We start from the raw sequence: 17,051 nt of genomic DNA, 5'->3' as shown, positions 1-17,051 counted from the left end.
ACCATGACCGATCTATTGATGTCCGGGCTTTCTGCCCTTGCCGATCCGTCGCTTCTGTTGCTGATTGTGGTCACGACTCTGGCGGGTACCGTGATTGGCGTGCTACCGGGCCTGAGCGGCACTACAGGAGCGGCACTGGCACTGCCCTTTACGCTGACCATGGACCCGGTCTCGGCGGTCGTAGTGCTGGCCACCATTTATGGATCTTCCACCTTTGCCGGCTGTATCACGGCGATTCTGATCAACACCCCCGGCACGTCCGCATCGGCCACGACCTGTCTGGATGGCTATCCGTTGGCCAAAAAAGGAGAGGCCGGCCGCGCCATTGGCATTGCCACCCTCTCCTCCTGTTTTGGTGGAGTCGTCAGCGTAATCTTTCTGCTCTTTGCCGCGCCCATGCTGGCCGGCATTGCCTATGAGTTCGGCCCACCGGAATATTTCGCGCTGTCCATTTTCGGTCTGTCGATGCTGGCGACCATCGGCGGCGGCTCGGCGGCCAAAAATCTGATGGCCGGGGCCTTTGGCGTGCTGCTGTCGACCGTTGGGGTGCACATGATGACCGGCACCGAGCGCTATACCTTTGGTACCAGTGCGCTTTATGACGGTATCGGCTTTGTGCCGGTCATGATCGGACTTTTCGGCATCGCAGAATTTTTAAGGCAGTCAACCGAACTGGGGCTCAAGCGGGAAGTTCTGGGCATGAAAGCTGCCCGCCTGCCAACATGGGCAGATATTCGCCAGATCAAAAATACCGTACTGCGGGCCACCGGCATCGGTACCTTTGTCGGCGTGCTGCCGGCTGAAGGGGCCACCATCGCGTCGATGATCAGCTATAACGAGGCACGCCGAACATCCAAAAACAAGGATGCGTTCGGCAAGGGCGCCATCGAAGGCATTGCGGCCTCGGAAGCGGCCAACAACTCGGCGGTCGGCGGCTCACTGGTGCCAACCCTGGCCCTGGGTATTCCGGGCAGTCCCACCGCTGCCATCATTCTGGCGGGCCTTCTGGCACAGGGTGTGCAGCCGGGGCCGACGCTTTTCAACGAGCAGGGCCATCTGCTCAGTGCGCTCTTTGCAGCACTTCTGGTGGGCAACCTGCTGTTTCTGGTCATCGGACTTGGTGGTGCCAGATTCTACGCACGCATTACGCAGATCCCGGTGCCGATCCTTTGGCCACTGGTGTTTCTATTTTCGATTATTGGCGCCTATGCCATTCGACAATCGGTGTTTGATGTCTATGTGGCGGTTGCCTTCGGGGTCATCGGCTTTTTAATGCAGCGCTACGGTTTCTCGGTCGTGTCACTGGCCATCGGCCTGGTGCTGGGGGTGATGGTCGAGCAACGCCTCGGGCAGAGCGTGGCGATGTACAACGGCAACTGGCTTTTGATGTTTACCCGCCCGATCGCGCTGGTGTTTTTCGCTCTGACCCTGCTGTCCCTGTTTGGCCCGATGGTCTCGAGCCGGCTCAAACGCAAAAAGGCGCTGGCACGCACGCTCCACCATACCCGTACGTAGTTGGCTGACATGAAAACGCCCTGCCGGATTATCGACAGGGCGTTTTTCATTCATGGCCCGACCATCGTCAGGCCCGCCAGGTGGCCAGAAGCCCGGCGACAAAAACAAACAGCCCGCCAAACAGACGATTGAGCAGGCGCTGCTGGCGCGGTGAGCGCAGCCAGCGGGCGACCAGCGTCGCAAGACCTGCAAAGCCGCACATGACCAGAATGTCGATGCCGATCATGGTCACACCCATCACCGTAAACTGCGTGACGCGCGACAGCGCCGGGTCGAGAAACTGCGGCAGCAGCGCAATCATGAAAATCGTGGCCTTGGGATTGGTCACATTGACCAGCACGCTCTTCCAGAATCGTCTTGCCGCGCCTTCGTGAGGCGCGCCCGTCGAGGCGGCCTCGATATCGACGGTCTTCTCTCGCCACTTGCTGATGCCCAGATAGATCAGATACGCCACCCCGACCCACTTGACTAGTGCGAAAGCCAGTTCAGAAGACGCCAAAAGCGCCCCCAGGCCCGCGCCCACGACCAGAATCTGCACACCCAGCCCGACCTGCAGTCCCAGAATCGCCGGCAGGGTGCGCTTGAGCCCATAGCGCATACCGTTGGACATGGTGTTGATGGCACCGGCACCGGGCGTGATGCTGATCAAGATCGAGGCGGCCAGAAAGGCCCAGAAGAGCTCGGGGGACATGCAGGCATCCTCGTGGCAAACGAAAAGGGATCAACATGATAAGCCGAAGGACTTGAGAGAGAAATATCGCAGGACGCTTCATATGCCCTCGTGACCCTGCGCCATTCACGCTGTCACCGGCATCAGTCCTGGCATAACCGAGTCATCAGGGCAGCCAGTGTTTCAAGCCTTGACGAGGACAACCGAACACTCGGCCCGGCGACGCCGAAGCCGGCGCGCAGCTCGCCATCCTCAAGCCAGGGGACAGCCACGGCATTCACTCCCGGCAGGTAATTCTCTTCATCCAGGGCATAGCCACGCGCGGCAATGCGGTCAACCTCGCCGACAATGCCGGGGCCAATTCGACTGGCGTGTAATGACAATAGCTGCTGTCGGAGCATTGGCATGAAAGCCAGAAAGAGCAGACCAATGGCCGAGCCTTCCATTGGCGTGCGCTCGCCCTGTTGACTGGAGGCGCGCAGGGTTTGAGGGCTTTCAATGGCGTCCAGAAAGAACACCTCATCGCCAGAGGGCACGGCAAGAAATACCGTCTCGCCGCTGGCTTCTGCCATGGCTTCAAGGCGCGGACGCAAGCGCCGTCGCAGGCCACTGTCATCACCGGCAATACGTGCGAGATTGAGGATACGATCGCCCAGATAATAGCGCGTATCGCTGTGCCGACGACGCACATACCCCAATGCAGTCAGCGTTTTGAGAATGTTATGCGCTGTCGTGGCCTTGAGCTGGGTAACCTCGGCAATCTGCTGCAAACGCAAGGCGCCACCGGCATTGGCGATACATTCCAGAATATGGAGAGCCCGCTCGATGGACTGGATCATAACGAATAAAACCTTTCATAATTTTCAATATTGTTGAATATAACGCATATATTTGAAATATAAATCCTTTAACACTAAATTTAGTAAGGTCTTTTCCTGAAAAGCGTTCTCGCTTTTTCTTTATTTCGCCCGGACACAAGGAGCCGTCCAATGGTCAGCAAAACCGAGATTCATGCTCAGCAGCAGGAACTGCCCGGCAGGGAATCTCTGATGCAGCCGCCTGCGGAGTTCATCCGCCCGGGCTATCGCGGCAGCGCAAAGCTTGAGGGAAAAATCGCCTTGATTACCGGTGCCGACAGTGGCATCGGTCGCTCGACAGCGATCCATTTCGCGCGTGAAGGCGCCGACGTCGCCGTGATGTACCTCAGTGAAGAGGAAGACGCCCTGGAAACGCAGCGATTGGTGGAAGCCGAAGGCCAGCGCTGCCTGCTGATTGCCGGCGATATCCGCAATGCCGCCTTTTGTCGAGACTCGGTGCAAAAGGTGGTCGACCATTTCGGGGGGCTCAACATCCTGGTGAACAACGCCGGGACTCAGCAGGTCAGCACCGATTTGACCGAGCTGAGCGACGAGCAGTGGGAGCAGACCTTCGCGACCAACATGCACGGCATGTTCTACCTGACCAAAGCCGCACTGCCGTATCTGAGCGAAGACGATGCGATTATCAATACCGCCTCGGTGAACGCCTATATCGGCCCCGACTTTCTGGTGGACTATAGTGCCACCAAGGGCGCGATCATCAGCTTTACACGCTCGCTCTCCAACCAGGTAGTGGGAAGTGGCATCCGGGTCAATGCGGTGGCTCCGGGGCCGGTCTGGACGCCATTGCAGCCAGCGACACTGGGCGCCCACGACCCGGAGATGCTCGAAAACTTTGGCGCCGAGACACCCATGGGACGTGCCGCGCAGCCATGGGAGCTGGGACCATGCTATGTTTTTCTGGCGTCGCTGGACGCAGCCTTCATGAGCGGTCAGACGCTGCATCCCAACGGGGGCGTCGTGGTCAACGGTTGAGGCCTGGCGGCTGGCCGGCAACCCGGAAGGTGTTCACCGGTTCACGCTGGTCGGCCAGGGTGGCACGGACATTTGCGCGCGCCACCATCATTAATGATGACGACTATCTCACTTCCCTGGGCGAAGGAGGCCCAAACTCATATGTCCGGTACCACACCCTATCTCCCCTCGCGTCATGACAGCTGGCTCGACCGTCCAGCGCACCACCACTGGCTCGAGACGGAAGGCCAGCGGCTGCTGGCCTTTTACCGCGCCTCGCGCCATCCCGAGTGCGGTTTCGCCGCGCTGGATGACCAGGGCCGACTGCCCGACGATGCCCATCCCGACACCATGATCACCGCGCGCATGACCCACTGCTTTGCGCTGGCGGCCATGCGCGGTGAGCCCGGCGCGGCGTTACTGGTGGCACACGGTGTGGCCGCCCTGCGGGGTGACCTGCGCGATCACGAACACGGCGGCTGGTTTGGCGCGCTGCCGCGTGAAGGCGAGACGCAGACCAAGCAGGCCTATATCCACGCGTTTGTCGCACTGGCCGCCGCCAGCGCCTGGCAGGCCGGCCACGAAGATGCCGGTCCCCTGCTGGAGGATATTCTTGAGGTCCTCGAAACGCACTTCTGGGACGAAAACGAAGGCCGGCTGCGAGAGGGCTTTTCCCGCGACTGGCGCGAGGATGAGGCCTACCGCGGTGGCAACAGCAACATGCACGCCACCGAGGCCTTTTTGCAGCTTGCCGATGTGCTTGATGCCCCCAAATGGCGTCGGCGCGCCCTGTCGATTGTCGAGAAGATCATCCACGCCCACGCCCGACCCAACGACTATCGCGTGGTCGAGCATTTCGACAGCGACTGGCAGGAGTGGCGCGACTACAACCAGGACAAGCCCGGCGACCCGTTTCGCCCCTACGGCGCAACCCCTGGCCATGCCTTCGAGTGGTCCAGGCTGATGCTGCATCTGGAAGGCAGTCTGCTGCGCGATGGCGATCATGCACCGGGCTGGCTGATCGAGGACGCCCGCGGCCTGTTTGATCATGCCACCGAACTGGCCTGGCACGTCGATGGTGAACCGGGGCTGCTCTACACCCACAACTGGGACAACCAGCCGGTCGTCCACGAGCGCATGCACTGGGTGGTGGCCGAGGCGGCAGCGACCGCGGCCATGCTGCTCAAACGCACCGGAGACATCGGCTACGAGCGCTGGTACCGCTGCTTCTGGGACTATATCGATCGTTTCATGATCGATCGCCAGCAGGGCAGCTGGCATCAGGAGCTCGACCGCCACAACCGCCCCTCCGCCACCGTGTGGTCCGGCAAGCCGGATCTTTATCATGCCTACCAGGCAACCCTGCTACCCCGCCTGCCGCTGGCACCCACCATGGCGCGGGCGATCGCGGACGGCATGCTGTAGTTTCTCAGCCAATGCACGGCCTTTCGGCTTGAGTCAAAGCTGAAGGGGCCGGGCAGTGACACGTTTGGCATGCGAGGCTGAATCGATCCACAAGTGTTGATTCAGCCTGCCGGGAGAGTGTCCATGCGTGTCGCGTCGTCAATATCACCCCTGTTTGCCCTGCTGATCCTGTCTGCGCCCGTCTTGGCCGAGCCGGTCCCGACCGGACCACCCAATGCGCCGTCCCAGACGCCGGCCTTCGAGGGCCAGACCCACGCACCGCAGCTGCAGGAAACGCTCGAACTCGAATCCAAAACCATCGCCGACGGCCTTGAGCATCCCTGGGGGCTCGCCTTTCTGCCCGGTGGTGACATGCTGGTGACCGAACGAGCCGGGCGGCTGCGCCGCATCACGCCGCAAGGCGAGATATCAGAACCAATATCGGGCCTGCCCAGGGTCGATGCCCGAGGCCAGGGCGGGCTTTTGGATGTCAGTCTCGGCCCGGATTTTGACACTGAGCGGTGGGTCTATTTGAGCTACGCCGAGCCGCGTGACAGCGGTGAAAATGCCACCGCGGTGGCCCGCGGCAGGCTCACCGAGGATGCCACTCGCCTGACCGGCGTCGAGACCATCTTCCGCCAGCAGCCGGCCTGGGATTCCACCAAACACTTTGGCTCACGGCTGGTGTGGGGCACCGATGGCACACTCTGGATCACGGTCGGCGAGCGCTCGCTGGTCGAGCCGCGCCAGCTGGCCCAGACGCTGGACAACACCATTGGCAAGGTGGTCAGAATCAACGCCGACGGTTCAATTCCCGACGACAATCCCTTCACCCAGCGCAATGAGGCTCGAGGCGAGATCTGGTCCTATGGCCATCGCAACGTGCAGGGTGCCACCCGACACCCGGACACCGGCGAGCTCTGGACCATCGAGCACGGCCCCAAGGGCGGCGATGAACTCAACCGTCCCGAGCCCGGACGCAATTACGGCTGGCCGGTGATCACCTACGGGGAAGACTACTCCGGGGCGGCCATTGGCCAGGGCATCACCCATAAAGAGGGCATGGAGCAGCCGGTTTATTACTGGGACCCGGTCATCGCCCCCGGTGACATGACGTTTTATACCGGTGCGCTGTTTGACGACTGGCAGAACAACATCCTGATCGCCTCGCTCAACCCGGGCGGCATTGTCCGACTGACGCTGGAGGATGGCCGCGTCACCGGCGAGGCGCGCTATCTTGAAAACCTGGGTCGGGTCCGCGATGTCGACCAGGGGCCGGACGGCGCCCTGTGGCTGTTGACCGACCAGAGCGATGGTGCGCTGATCCGCGTCCAGCCGCAGAAGTAATGTGGCTTCAGGTTACAACGTCCCGCGGTTGCCTTAACCGCGGGGCGTTACTGCCCGTCAGCGTGGACCCGGCATCTGGCACGACTCAAGCGCGCGACAGTAGCGCTCGACCGAATATTTGACGGCCTGGCCGGCGCCCGAAGGGATTTCACTGTCCTTGAAGGCACAGTAGAGCGCGTCAAAATCGAGCGCCTCCAGGGCCTCGCCCATGGCCCTGACGGTGGTCGCCGGCAGCGGAATGTTGTTGGGATAGGACCACATGAACGAGGCCAGCCCGTCCGGGGTCACCAGCAGCGTATCGCCGCCCAGCAGCAGCTTCTGCGTCGGGTAATGCAGCACGCTGGCCCCCGGAAAATGGCCGCCCAGCCGGTGCAGGGCCACCCCCGGCAAAAGATCGAGACGATCCCCCTGCCAGAACGACAGCCGTGACGAGGGCTGCATGATCCACTGGCGGTCATCCTCATGCACATGTACCGGGCAGTCGAAAGCCTCGGCCCAGCTGGCGATGGTGCTGTAGTAATGCGGATGGGAGATGGCAATGGCGGTCAGGCCGCCAAGCGCCTGGATCTGCTGGAACGTGGCGTCATCAAGCAGGCTGATGCAGTCCCATAGCACGTTGCCGTGGGGCGTCTGCAGCAGCAGCGCACGCTGACCGATGCCGAATTTCGGCGTGCTGCAAAGGCTGAAAAGCCCGGGCGTGAGCGACTCGAACTCGTTGGCATACTGCGCGGCAAGTGCCTCGGGGGTGGTCCAGCGCTGGCCACTGGCCGGTACATACTGACGCTCGTCGGCACAGACCGGACACCGATCAGGTGTCTGGCCCGTCTCGTCATACTGTACGCCGCAGGTGGCACACAAAACGCCCTTCTTGAGCATGTCCCCTTTACTCCTGATTGAGTGGCTGTTGTTATTCATGGCCATGATGGCACCGCTGGCCCGGGTCTGTCGCCGCTCACGCGCTCGGTCATGACCCCGCCAGTAGCGCTCATCCAAAAGTGCACCTCTAGTAGTGCGCATCCTCCAGCGTGCGACCGGAGAGCGCATTGGCCGCGCAGATCTGGGCCAGGTGACTGAGCCCCTGAGGCACATTGCCCAGATGCTCGCCGGTCGAAGGATCGACCATTTCGGTCAAAAGCCCCAGGTTACCGTTGGTGGCCTCGAGCGCCTCATCCATCAGCGTGCGGGCTTCCTCCTTTTCCCCCAGCGCCGCCAGCGCCTCAACCATCCAGAAGGAGCAGGCGACAAAGGCACCTTCTTCTTCATGGGCACCGGAGTAGCGATAGATCAGCGAGCCGCGGCCCAGTTCCTGACGAATGGCGCGATAGGTCGAGAGCATGCGCTCGCGATTGACCTCGGCGCCAAAGCGGTGGGTCAGGCACAGCGCCGCGTCCAGCCCTTCCACGCCTTCGTAAAAGACATAGGCCCCGCGGGCCTCGGACCAGCAGTGCGTCTCGATCCACTCGGCGATGCGGTTTCGCTCCCGCTCCCAGCGCGTTTTCCAGGTGGCTTCGATGTGGCCCTCTTCAGCCAGCTGTACCGCGTGCGTCAGCGCCAGCCAGCAGGCCATCTTGGAATGCGTGTAGTGTCTGTAGTCACCAGGCAGCTCCCAGATGCCGGCATCGCGCACCCGCCAGCGATCGGCGCACTGGTTGGCCAGATCGCCCAGCAGCCTGGCAGTATCGATATCGATGATGTGGCCGGCATCAATAAACAGCGCCGCCGTGGCGAGCATGTCGCCATACATGCCGAGCTGGATCTGATCGCGGGCATTGTTACCCACCCGCACCGGCTGCGAGTGCTTGTAGCCGGTCACGGGCGGATACGTCTCGGCCGGGATCAGATCGCCCGTGAGCGTGTAGCACACCCGCATATTGGGCCCGTGGCGACGAATCGTCTGGGTCAGCCACGAAAAGGCCGCCTGGGACTCCTCGATGGCGCCGGCATGCACAAACGCCTTGATCACCATGCAGGCGTCGCGCACCCAGGCGTAGCGGTAGTCATAGTTCTTGTCACCGCCAAGGCGCTCGGGCAGTGAGGTGGTCGCGGCCGCAGCAATGGCGCCGCTGGGGGAGTAGAGCAGAAACTTGAGTGCCAGCGCCGAGCGATAGACCCATTCGGGATATTCGCCGTGAAACTCGAGCTTTTCGATCCAGTCGCGCCAGGCAAAATCGCTGACCTCGATACGCCCATCGATGCTCTCGATCGAGGGCACCGCCAGCGGCTGGCCCTCGGTCGCCAGCAGCGCCACCATCGAGCGTTCACCCTCACGCGTGGTAAGCGTGCCCCGGGTGTATCGGTCGCAGCATTCGCTGATCTCCACATCCTCGGAGCAGCGCAGCATCGCCATCAGATGGCCAACGTTATAGACCCGACCCATGGGCGTCGTCTGTAGCCAGGGGCTGACCGTTTCGGTGCGGGTGCCGGCATGAAAGCAGATATCAAACGTGACCTCGCCCTCAAGCCCTTCCACACGTCGCGCCAGCTCACACCAGGGCAGTCGCCCGGCGGTATTGCTGTTGATCGACTCGGTGACGCGGGCCTTGCCATCACTGGTGATAAAGGTGGTCTCCAGCACGTTGCTGTTTTTTCGATATTGTCGCTCGACGCGGTACTCATCACGCGGGGTTAGCAAGAAGTAACCACCCACTTCAGGCTCGAGCAGACGATCAAACAGCGGCGGTGAATCCATGCTCGGCGCACACCACCAGTCAATGGCACCATCCAGTGCAATCAGCGCCACCGAGCGGCCCTCGCCGATGGCGGCGTAATCACCCAGCGGGGCAAACCCTTCTTCTCGTTCGGGATTGGCAACCTGTCTTTTGCTCATCAACACACATTTCCTTGATATAAAACGTCACATTCCATGTGTCGCCAACCGATGCCGAGGGCGCAGGCCGACCATCGTGCAAGTTGGTTTTGCCGGCGCGCACATGAAAAAGATAGATATGGATTAATCTTACTGTGGACGCGCCAGACCCATCGCGCCAATGCCGTCATACGCCCTTGAGCATAGAGGGGTTCAGGCGGGCGAGCCGTGACCACTACAGCATCGCCTCTCAAGGCACTATGCTTGTCGACATTCCCGGCCGATGCCGGGCCGGTCTCCATCGCACGATGACGCTGTACTCCCAATGACCCTGGACTTCGCATGATCTTTCTTCTCTATATGGCACTTGGCATCGTGGCAGGCATTCTGGCCGGGCTTTTCGGGGTCGGCGGGGGCCTGATCATCGTTCCGGTCATGATTTACAGCTTTACCCTGCAGGGCGTGGATCCCACGGTCATGACCCACCTGGCGGTAGGGACATCACTGGCCACCATCGTGTTCACCTCGCTTAACTCGATTCATGGTCACCACCGGATGGGCGCCACGCGCTGGCCACTGGTGGGCTGGATGAGCATCGGCATCGTGGGCGGTTGCGCGCTGGGCGCCCTGACCGCGTCGTGGATTCCCGGCAGTGACCTGCAGACCGTGATCGGGCTTTTTGCCATCGCCATGTCGATTCAGATCGCCTTCAACCTGCGCCCGAAAGGCGGCGGCACGGCGTATCGACCGCCGGGCAGATCGTGGCTGGTCGGTGGAGGGACGATTATCGGCTGGGCCTCGGCCATCTTTGGTATCGGCGGCGGCTCGCTGACCGTGCCCTTTCTGCTGTGGCGCAACCTGCCGGCCCAGCAGGCCGTCGGCACCTCGGCGGCCTGTGGCCTGCCGATCGCCATTGCCGGTGCCCTGTCGTTCATGTGGTTCGGTCATGGCCATGCCGATTTGCCCGCCTGGAGCATCGGCTATGTCTACCTGCCCGGCGTACTGGGGATTGCGCTGACCAGCATGGCATCGGCGCGCATTGGCGTGCGTCTGGCACATCGCCTGTCACCGACGCTGTTAAAGCGCCTGTTTGCTGCACTGCTGCTGGTCATCGGTATCAACTTTCTGCTGTAGGCGGCATGACGGGCGGGCCCCCCATTTGTCGCCGACTTTCGTCTGGTGGCCAGTTGTGAAACTATCGGAATTGCGGCAGCCACAGGGGCTGCCCTGACGCCAACCAAGAACAACGAGCCATCCACCATGTCACAAACGCCTTCCCGGAACGCATCGGCACGTCCGCCAAAGAAACGTTCGTTTCAGATTCCGCATATTTACGCCATTCTTTTCATCTTTATCCTGCTGGCAGGTCTGGCCACCTGGCTGATTCCGGCCGGCGCCTACGACACCGTGCCCGGCCCCAATGGCCGCACCACCATCGATGCGGCGTCCTTTCACTGGGTGACGCCCAGCCCTGCCGGGCCAACCGAGCTTTTGCTGTCCATTCCGCGCGGGCTGCTCGGCGCCGGCGAGGTGGTGTTTTTCACCCTGCTGATTGGCGGCATGTTTGCCGTGCTCAGGCGCACCGGCATCATCGAGCTGGGGGTGGATCACCTGACCCGCCACTTTGCCGGGCGCAGCCTTTGGGTCATTCCGGTGCTGATGGTTTTGTTCGGCGGGCTGGCCACCATCATCGGCACCCAGGAGCTGTCGCTGGTGTATGTGCCGGTGATCCTGCCGCTATTGATTGCGCTGCGCTTTGACTCGGTAACGGCCGCCGCCATCGCGCTGTGCGCCACCACGGCCGGCTTTGCCGCCGGCGTCATCAACCCGATCAACACGGGGCTGGCGCAGCAGCTTTCCAGCCTGCCGCTCTACTCCGGATATGGTCTGCGCCTGGTCGCGCTGCTGGCCATGCTGGCCGTTGCGGTACTCTGGGTCATTCGCTATGCCAGGGGCGTGCGTGACAACCCCGAGGCAAGCCTGGTCCATGACGAGGTTGATGAGCAGCAAAAGCGCGCGCGTTATCAGCACGCCCTCAACGACGTCACGGCACCCGCCACCGGGCGTCAGAAGCTCTGTATCGCGGTGACGCTCGCCCTGTTTGGCGTGCTGGTATATGGCGTGCTCGGGCGCGGCTGGTTCATGTCGGAAATGGCCGGGCTCTTTATCGTCATGGGCATTGCGGCCGGTCTGGTCGCCGGACTCAAGGTCGACGAGATCTGCGAGGGCTTCAACGAGGGCTTTCGCGACGTACTGATGGGCGCCATGATCGCCGGCATTGCCCGCGCCGTGGCCGTGGTGCTTGAAGATGGTCAGGTGCTCGACACCATGGTCCACGCGCTGGGCCATCTGGTCGGCGGGTTGCCCACGGCGCTGTCGGCGCTGGGCATGTATATCGCGCAGCTTGGATTCAATTTTGTGGTGCCCTCGGGCAGCGGCCAGGCGCTGGTGACCATGCCGATCATGGCCCCACTGGCCGATGTGGTGGGCGTCACCCGCCAGACGGCCGTGCTGGCCTATCAACTGGGCGACGGCATCGGCAACATTCTCTACCCGACCTCTGGCTACTTCATGGCCACGCTGGCACTCGCCGGTGTGCCCTGGCAGAAGTGGGTACGCTTTTTTCTGCCGCTGTTCGGGCTCTGGGTACTGATTGCCGTGGTGCTGTTGGTCGTTGCACAGGCGAGTGGCTGGCACGGCTGAAACAGGCAGCCTTCAAGACGCTATCCGCCATGAAAAAGGCGACCCCGTGGGGTCGCCTTTTTGACGCAAGGGTTCGTGATTACTCGGCAAAGCGACGCTCGGTCTGCCATCCATTATTGGTCAGAATCATCATCGCGCGTTTGTGCTGGAGAGCATCAAGACCTTCGAGCCCGCCCTTGTAGGCCTTTTGCAGGCTGTCTTCCTCGGCCCAGTCCGGCAGGTCATTAATCTTGTAGCTGTAGCGCACGTGCGACACGGTATAGCCGCCGTCGATGGCCTGAGCCGGTGTGAAGTTATCGACGCCTTCAATGCGGACCTTGCCAAAGCAGAAACCACCCTGCTCGAGCCCATCCTCACGGGCATACAGGTCGCGACCCTCCCTGGTCAGCGTGTAACGCTGGCGGCCATCGCTCAGGTCTTCACGCTCAAGCAGGCCGGCCCTGGCCAGCGCATCGGCACGCTTGGCGCGGTCGGCCAGCTCGGGGTGCTGACTGACGACACGCGGATCCATCACGAACGGCATGCGCGGTGCTGGCGCTTCCAGGCAGACGGCCGGCCCCATGTTGCCAACATCGTCCTGCAACGCGGAGCGGAAGTTGCCCTCGGTGGCCTCTTTGGCATCACCGCAGGCGCTTAGCAGGGCTGCCAGCGGTAAAAGGGCCAGCACGCGATATGACTTCATGACAATGACTCCTGATCTAACTTGAATTCGGTATGCCTGCCCGAAAGCGTAGCCCCTTTATTGCAGCCCTGCGGTCCAGACAGTCGATGACATGTCAAAAAAATGCCCGCCGATGGGCGGGCATTATCATCACTCAGGTGCTCGACAAATCAAAGCCCGGCGCGAAAGGCCGAAATGGCGCGAACATCTTCGGGTGTGGTGCGACAGCACCCGCCGATCAAACGCGCGCCACGCGCATACCACTGCGCGGCCTGCTCGCCGAATCCCGGGCCATGAGCGGCGTCGCAGGCGCCCTGCCAGGTCTTGCTGGTGGCGTCATAGGTCTCGCCCGAATTGGGATAGACGATCAGCGGCTTGTCGGTGGCCCCGGACATCTGTTCAAGCAGCGACGGAATATGCTCAAGCGCGGTGCAGTTCACGCCCAGGGCCGCCACCTGCGGCTGATCATTGAGCCAGCGAGCGCACTCGGCAATCGGCGTGCCTTCGCTGATGTGCTCGCCATCATGGGCCGTGAAGGTGATCCAGGCGCTCATGCCAAGGAATTCACGCAGCACCGTGACCAGCGCTTTCGCCTCGATCAGTGACGGCAGGGTTTCACAGGCCAGCACATCGGCACCGGCGGCCGCCAGTGTGGCCATGCGGGCGCGGTGAAAGTCCACCAGACCGGCCTCGTCAATATCATAGTGGCCGCGATACTCCGAGCCGTCGGCCAGATATGCCCCGTAGGGCCCGACCGAGGCGGCGACCAGCGGTTTCGGCCGGCCCTCGTGGCCCGCCTCGCGCCAGAAGTCGTCGCGCGCCTTAACGGCCAGAGTCACCGAGCGCGTGATCAGCTCGAGTGCCTCGGCTTCGCTCATGCCGCGCGACATGTAGCCCTCGATAGTGGCCTGATAGCTCGACGTGATGGCGATATCGGCGCCGGCCCTGAAATAGTCCAGATGCACCTGACGGATCAGCTCGGGATTTTCTGCCAGCACGCGTGCCGACCAGAGGCTGTCGTTGAGATCACAGCCCCGCGCTTCCAGTTCGGTGGCCAGCGCCCCATCCACGATCAACAGCGGATGATCCAGCAGGGCCCGGGCAATGGGATCAACGGTCGTGGTCATGAGGTCTCCTTCACGGCAGAGGAATCGGCCCCGCCCTTGCGGCGCGGGTCGGTCAGATAAAAGGCCAGATAGCACACGGCGATAAAGGGAATACCGCAGTAGAGGGCGATGCGCTGGGTCGGGTCAAAGGCGATCCCGACAAAGCAGAGCAGACAGGCAATAAAGGCCCCCAGCGGCACCCAGGGATAGAAAGGCGCACGGTAGCCGAGCGTTGCCGGATCACCGCCGCCGCGCACAAACTGACGGCGAAAGCACATCTGGCTGACAGCAATACTCATCCATACCGCCACCACGGCAAAGCCCGAGATCGAGACCAGCACCAGATAAAGCGTGTCCGGGGCAAAGGCACTGGAGAGCAGCGCCAGAAGCCCGCCCAGCATACTGAACAGCAGCGCGTTAAGCGGAATGCCGCCGCGGGTCACACGGGCAAATACTGACGGCAGGGTGCGCTGCTCGCCCAGCGACCACAGCATGCGCGAGGCGGCATAGAGCCCCGAGTTGGCGGCCGACAGCAGCGCCGTGATGATGACGAAATTCATGATGTCACCGGCATGGGGGATGCCGGTCATGGCAAAGACCGTCACGAACGGGCTTTCGACCAGGCCGGCCTGTTCACGCGGCAGCATCGCGGCAATGACCACAATGGTGCCGACGAAAAACACCACCAGCCGCCAGAGCGTGGCCCGAATGGCCAGCGGCACGTTCTTTTCCGGATCCTCGGTTTCCCCTGCCGCAATGCCGATCAGTTCGGTGCCGGAGAAGGCAAAACTGACCGCCAGCATGGTGACCAGAATCGGCATCACCCCGGTGGGAAAAAAGCCTTCCCGAGTGAGATTGTGAAACATCGGGGCCGGCTGCCCTTCCGGCCCGGCCAGACCAAAGATCGCCGCGCCGCCGACGATGATAAAAATCACCACGGTGGCGACCTTGATCAGCGAGAGCCAGAACTCGGTCTCGGCAAAGATCTTCGGCGTGAAGGCATTGGTCAGAAAGACGATCAGCGCAAAGAGCGCGCTCCAGATCCAGATCGGCACGTCCGGAAACCACTTCGCCATCAATAGCCCCGAGGCGGTGAACTCCGAACCCAACGCCACCGTCCAGGTCAGCCAGTAAAGCCAGGCCACCGTGTAGCCGGTACCCGGGCCGATATAGCGTGTGGCGTGGGCGCTGAAGGCCCCGGTCTCGGGCATGTGCACGGACAGTTCGCCCAGACACATCATCACCAGATAGACGACCACGCCGCCGATCAGGTAGGCCAGAATTGCCCCCATGGGGCCGGCCTGATTAACGGTATAGCCCGAACTCAGAAAAAGCCCGGTGCCGATCACACCGCCCAGTGACAGCATCACCAGGTGGCGTGACTGCATGCTGCGCTTGAAATCGCGGGACGTGCCGCGGGGCTCCGGAATGTCCGGACCATCGGATGACGTTTTGCTCATGACGCTCTGCTACCGGTTGCCATAAAAAAACGCCTTTCAATAAATAAAAGGCATAAGAGCGCGCATTATACGGGCCATGGGCGCGGCGTCATCCGTTGTGTTGCCTCTCTCTGCCAGTGATGTTTCACGTGAAACATACCGATGGAGAACTTTTATTGGTTCCCGATGCTGACAAGCCCAGCTCTTCCATCGCACTTTGACGTCCACCACTCGATACAAGAGTGGCCGCCTCTTCATACAAAAGGGCCGCCTCTCGAGGCGACCCTTTCATGTGTAATGCAAGAGCCAATGTCCAGGCATCAGGCCTTTTTAACGAACTCGGACTTGAGCTTCATGGGGCCAATACCGTCGATCTTGCAGTCGATGTCATGATCGCCGTCGACCAGGCGAATATTTTTCACCCGAGTGCCGACCTTGACGACCAGCGACGAGCCCTTGACCTTCAAATCCTTGATCACCGTGATCGTATCGCCATCGACCAGTGCATTGCCGTTGGCATCGCGAACACTCGCGCCCTCTTCACTGGCAGGGGCCTCACCTTCCTGCGCCCACTCATGGCCACACATGGGGCACACGAACATGGCACCGTCTTCATAGGTATAGTCGGCGTCACAGGAGGGGCAATGGGGCAGTGCTGACATTCGATTGTCCTGTCTGGAAAGTGCAAATGGGCGAACATCTTACGCCATTTTCAGCATCAACTTCCCGTGACCCGACCATCCAGACCTGAAAACAACCGCGGTAAAGTAATCCTCCTTTGTGGAAAACTTTTACCCTTTGTTTATAAATACCTGTTTTAATTGATATTTTTAAAATCCACAGGCACTATCGCGGCTCATTTTCGACCGCCCTGCCCGCTCGGGTCATTGCTTCATGACAAACGGTTTCGACCGTCCTGGTTTTTATGCGCCCCGCTGCCCTTGCCTTTCTTGCCCTTGCCATGTCCACCGATGCCTTTGCCGCCGCCATTGGCAAGGGCGCTGGCACCGCCCGCCCAGGGTTATCAAACGCCCTTCGTACCGGACTGCTGTTTGGCACCATCGAAGGGATTACCCCGATCATCGGCTGGGGACTTGGCATGGCGGCAGCGCAGATGATCGCGCAGTGGGATCACTGGATCGCCTTTGTATTACTGACAGGACTCGGGGCGCACATGATTTACGCCGGCATGACCCAGAACGACGACCCGTCGCCGTCGTCGCGTCAGCCGCTGGGCATGCTGATGCTGACAGCGCTGGCCACTAGCATCGATGCACTGGTGATCGGCATCAGTCTGGCCTTTTTCGACGTCAATATCACCCTGGCGGCACTGGCCATCGGTGTGACCACCATGGTCATGGTGACCACAGGCATGATGCTGGGCAACGTGGTTGGCCAGCGCGCCGAAATCGCCGGCGGCGTGCTGCTTATGGCACTCGGGAGCGCCATCCTGTACGAGCATCTTTATGCGCCCATGTCCCTTCAGGCTTTTCTGTAGCATCGCCTGAATGCCCAACCTGCGCTATAAAGTAACAGGGCGTTACGTTTCGTCCCGTTACCGACCCCGG

At 61.5% G+C, this 17,051-nt stretch carries 15 protein-coding genes; 7 read left to right on the top strand and 8 right to left on the bottom strand.

Going from position 1 to position 17,051, the window contains the following annotated elements; all coding sequences use genetic code 11:
* The first annotated feature begins 3 nt into the window (after window positions 1–3).
* On the top strand, window positions 4–1,515 hold the full coding sequence (locus KSP9073_RS02570; protein WP_108841379.1) for a tripartite tricarboxylate transporter permease: 1,512 nt from the start codon (window positions 4–6) through the stop codon (window positions 1,513–1,515).
* Window positions 1,516–1,582: 67 nt separating this feature from the next.
* On the opposite strand, the gene rhtB is transcribed toward KSP9073_RS02570, so the two are convergent.
* Together rhtB and KSP9073_RS02560 are read right to left on the bottom strand one after the other, a co-directional pair.
* Window positions 1,583–2,206: a homoserine/homoserine lactone efflux protein gene (rhtB, locus tag KSP9073_RS02565; protein WP_108841378.1), complete on the bottom strand. Its 624-nt coding sequence runs from the start codon at window positions 2,204–2,206 to the stop codon at window positions 1,583–1,585.
* Between the two features lie 122 nt (window positions 2,207–2,328).
* On the bottom strand, window positions 2,329–3,024 hold the full coding sequence (locus tag KSP9073_RS02560) for an IclR family transcriptional regulator (protein WP_108841377.1): 696 nt from the start codon (window positions 3,022–3,024) through the stop codon (window positions 2,329–2,331).
* A gap of 150 nt (window positions 3,025–3,174) precedes the next feature.
* On the opposite strand from KSP9073_RS02560, the gene KSP9073_RS02555 reads away from it, so the two are divergent.
* The 3 genes from KSP9073_RS02555 to KSP9073_RS02545 all read left to right on the top strand — a co-directional run bounded on the left by KSP9073_RS02555 (window position 3,175) and on the right by KSP9073_RS02545 (window position 6,768).
* Window positions 3,175–4,038, top strand: a complete 864-nt coding sequence (locus KSP9073_RS02555) for an SDR family oxidoreductase (protein WP_108841376.1) — start codon at window positions 3,175–3,177, stop codon at window positions 4,036–4,038.
* A gap of 141 nt (window positions 4,039–4,179) precedes the next feature.
* A complete protein-coding gene (locus tag KSP9073_RS02550; RefSeq protein WP_108841375.1) occupies window positions 4,180–5,442 on the top strand; it encodes a D-mannose isomerase in 1,263 nt (420 codons plus the stop codon).
* A gap of 123 nt (window positions 5,443–5,565) precedes the next feature.
* Window positions 5,566–6,768: a PQQ-dependent sugar dehydrogenase gene (locus KSP9073_RS02545; protein ID WP_108841374.1), complete on the top strand. Its 1,203-nt coding sequence runs from the start codon at window positions 5,566–5,568 to the stop codon at window positions 6,766–6,768.
* 57 nt (window positions 6,769–6,825) lie between these two features.
* Here KSP9073_RS02545 and KSP9073_RS02540 read toward each other — a convergent pair whose 3' ends face one another.
* Entirely contained in the window at window positions 6,826–7,785 is a 960-nt protein-coding gene (locus KSP9073_RS02540) for an MBL fold metallo-hydrolase (RefSeq protein ID WP_243409081.1), read from the bottom strand.
* Complete coding sequence (locus KSP9073_RS02535; RefSeq protein ID WP_108841372.1) at window positions 7,772–9,595, bottom strand: glycoside hydrolase family 15 protein; 1,824 nt, start codon at window positions 9,593–9,595, stop codon at window positions 7,772–7,774. The genes KSP9073_RS02540 and KSP9073_RS02535 overlap by 14 nt, the downstream gene beginning before the upstream one ends.
* 321 nt (window positions 9,596–9,916) lie before the next feature.
* On the opposite strand from KSP9073_RS02535, the gene KSP9073_RS02530 reads away from it, so the two are divergent.
* Together KSP9073_RS02530 and KSP9073_RS02525 are read left to right on the top strand one after the other, a co-directional pair.
* Window positions 9,917–10,708 (top strand): sulfite exporter TauE/SafE family protein, encoded by a 792-nt coding sequence (locus KSP9073_RS02530; RefSeq protein WP_108841371.1) that lies wholly within the window; start codon window positions 9,917–9,919, stop codon window positions 10,706–10,708.
* Window positions 10,709–10,834: 126 nt separating this feature from the next.
* A complete protein-coding gene (locus tag KSP9073_RS02525; RefSeq protein WP_108841370.1) occupies window positions 10,835–12,277 on the top strand; it encodes a YfcC family protein in 1,443 nt (480 codons plus the stop codon).
* Between the two features lie 79 nt (window positions 12,278–12,356).
* Here KSP9073_RS02525 and KSP9073_RS02520 read toward each other — a convergent pair whose 3' ends face one another.
* The 4 genes from KSP9073_RS02520 to KSP9073_RS02505 form a co-directional block, all read right to left on the bottom strand.
* The gene (locus tag KSP9073_RS02520; RefSeq protein ID WP_108841369.1) at window positions 12,357–12,959 is read right to left on the bottom strand and encodes an SEN1982 family lipoprotein; all 603 of its coding nucleotides are present in this window, start codon (window positions 12,957–12,959) and stop codon (window positions 12,357–12,359) included.
* 149 nt (window positions 12,960–13,108) lie between these two features.
* Complete coding sequence (gene mmuM / locus KSP9073_RS02515) at window positions 13,109–14,065, bottom strand: homocysteine S-methyltransferase (RefSeq protein WP_108841368.1); 957 nt, start codon at window positions 14,063–14,065, stop codon at window positions 13,109–13,111.
* On the bottom strand, window positions 14,062–15,504 hold the full coding sequence (locus tag KSP9073_RS02510; RefSeq protein ID WP_207771391.1) for an amino acid permease: 1,443 nt from the start codon (window positions 15,502–15,504) through the stop codon (window positions 14,062–14,064). Before KSP9073_RS02510 ends, mmuM begins: the two co-directional genes overlap by 4 nt.
* 299 nt (window positions 15,505–15,803) lie before the next feature.
* A complete protein-coding gene (locus tag KSP9073_RS02505) occupies window positions 15,804–16,145 on the bottom strand; it encodes a zinc ribbon domain-containing protein YjdM (protein WP_108841367.1) in 342 nt (113 codons plus the stop codon).
* A 263-nt stretch (window positions 16,146–16,408) separates the two neighbouring features.
* On the opposite strand from KSP9073_RS02505, the gene KSP9073_RS02500 reads away from it, so the two are divergent.
* Window positions 16,409–16,981 (top strand): manganese efflux pump MntP, encoded by a 573-nt coding sequence (locus tag KSP9073_RS02500; protein ID WP_108841366.1) that lies wholly within the window; start codon window positions 16,409–16,411, stop codon window positions 16,979–16,981.
* Window positions 16,982–17,051 lie beyond the last annotated feature (70 nt).

This window comes from Kushneria phyllosphaerae, assembly GCF_900312995.1.
Taxonomy (GTDB): Bacteria; Pseudomonadota; Gammaproteobacteria; order Pseudomonadales; family Halomonadaceae; genus Kushneria; species Kushneria phyllosphaerae.
This window is presented reverse-complemented; position numbering and strand designations above follow the sequence as displayed.

Excerpts from the sequence above, each read along its gene's own strand:
- KSP9073_RS02570 (WP_108841379.1), top strand. The coding sequence starts at position 4 with ATGACCGATCTATTGATGTCCGGGCTTTCTGCCCTTGCCGATCCGTCG.
- rhtB (WP_108841378.1), bottom strand. The coding sequence starts at position 2,206 with ATGTCCCCCGAGCTCTTCTGGGCCTTTCTGGCCGCCTCGATCTTGATC.
- KSP9073_RS02560 (WP_108841377.1), bottom strand. The coding sequence starts at position 3,024 with ATGATCCAGTCCATCGAGCGGGCTCTCCATATTCTGGAATGTATCGCC.
- KSP9073_RS02555 (WP_108841376.1), top strand. The coding sequence starts at position 3,175 with ATGGTCAGCAAAACCGAGATTCATGCTCAGCAGCAGGAACTGCCCGGC.
- KSP9073_RS02550 (WP_108841375.1), top strand. The coding sequence starts at position 4,180 with ATGTCCGGTACCACACCCTATCTCCCCTCGCGTCATGACAGCTGGCTC.
- KSP9073_RS02545 (WP_108841374.1), top strand. The coding sequence starts at position 5,566 with ATGCGTGTCGCGTCGTCAATATCACCCCTGTTTGCCCTGCTGATCCTG.
- KSP9073_RS02540 (WP_243409081.1), bottom strand. The coding sequence starts at position 7,785 with ATGCGCACTACTAGAGGTGCACTTTTGGATGAGCGCTACTGGCGGGGT.
- KSP9073_RS02535 (WP_108841372.1), bottom strand. The coding sequence starts at position 9,595 with ATGAGCAAAAGACAGGTTGCCAATCCCGAACGAGAAGAAGGGTTTGCC.
- KSP9073_RS02530 (WP_108841371.1), top strand. The coding sequence starts at position 9,917 with ATGATCTTTCTTCTCTATATGGCACTTGGCATCGTGGCAGGCATTCTG.
- KSP9073_RS02525 (WP_108841370.1), top strand. The coding sequence starts at position 10,835 with ATGTCACAAACGCCTTCCCGGAACGCATCGGCACGTCCGCCAAAGAAA.
- KSP9073_RS02520 (WP_108841369.1), bottom strand. The coding sequence starts at position 12,959 with ATGAAGTCATATCGCGTGCTGGCCCTTTTACCGCTGGCAGCCCTGCTA.
- mmuM (WP_108841368.1), bottom strand. The coding sequence starts at position 14,065 with ATGACCACGACCGTTGATCCCATTGCCCGGGCCCTGCTGGATCATCCG.
- KSP9073_RS02510 (WP_207771391.1), bottom strand. The coding sequence starts at position 15,504 with ATGAGCAAAACGTCATCCGATGGTCCGGACATTCCGGAGCCCCGCGGC.
- KSP9073_RS02505 (WP_108841367.1), bottom strand. The coding sequence starts at position 16,145 with ATGTCAGCACTGCCCCATTGCCCCTCCTGTGACGCCGACTATACCTAT.
- KSP9073_RS02500 (WP_108841366.1), top strand. The coding sequence starts at position 16,409 with ATGCGCCCCGCTGCCCTTGCCTTTCTTGCCCTTGCCATGTCCACCGAT.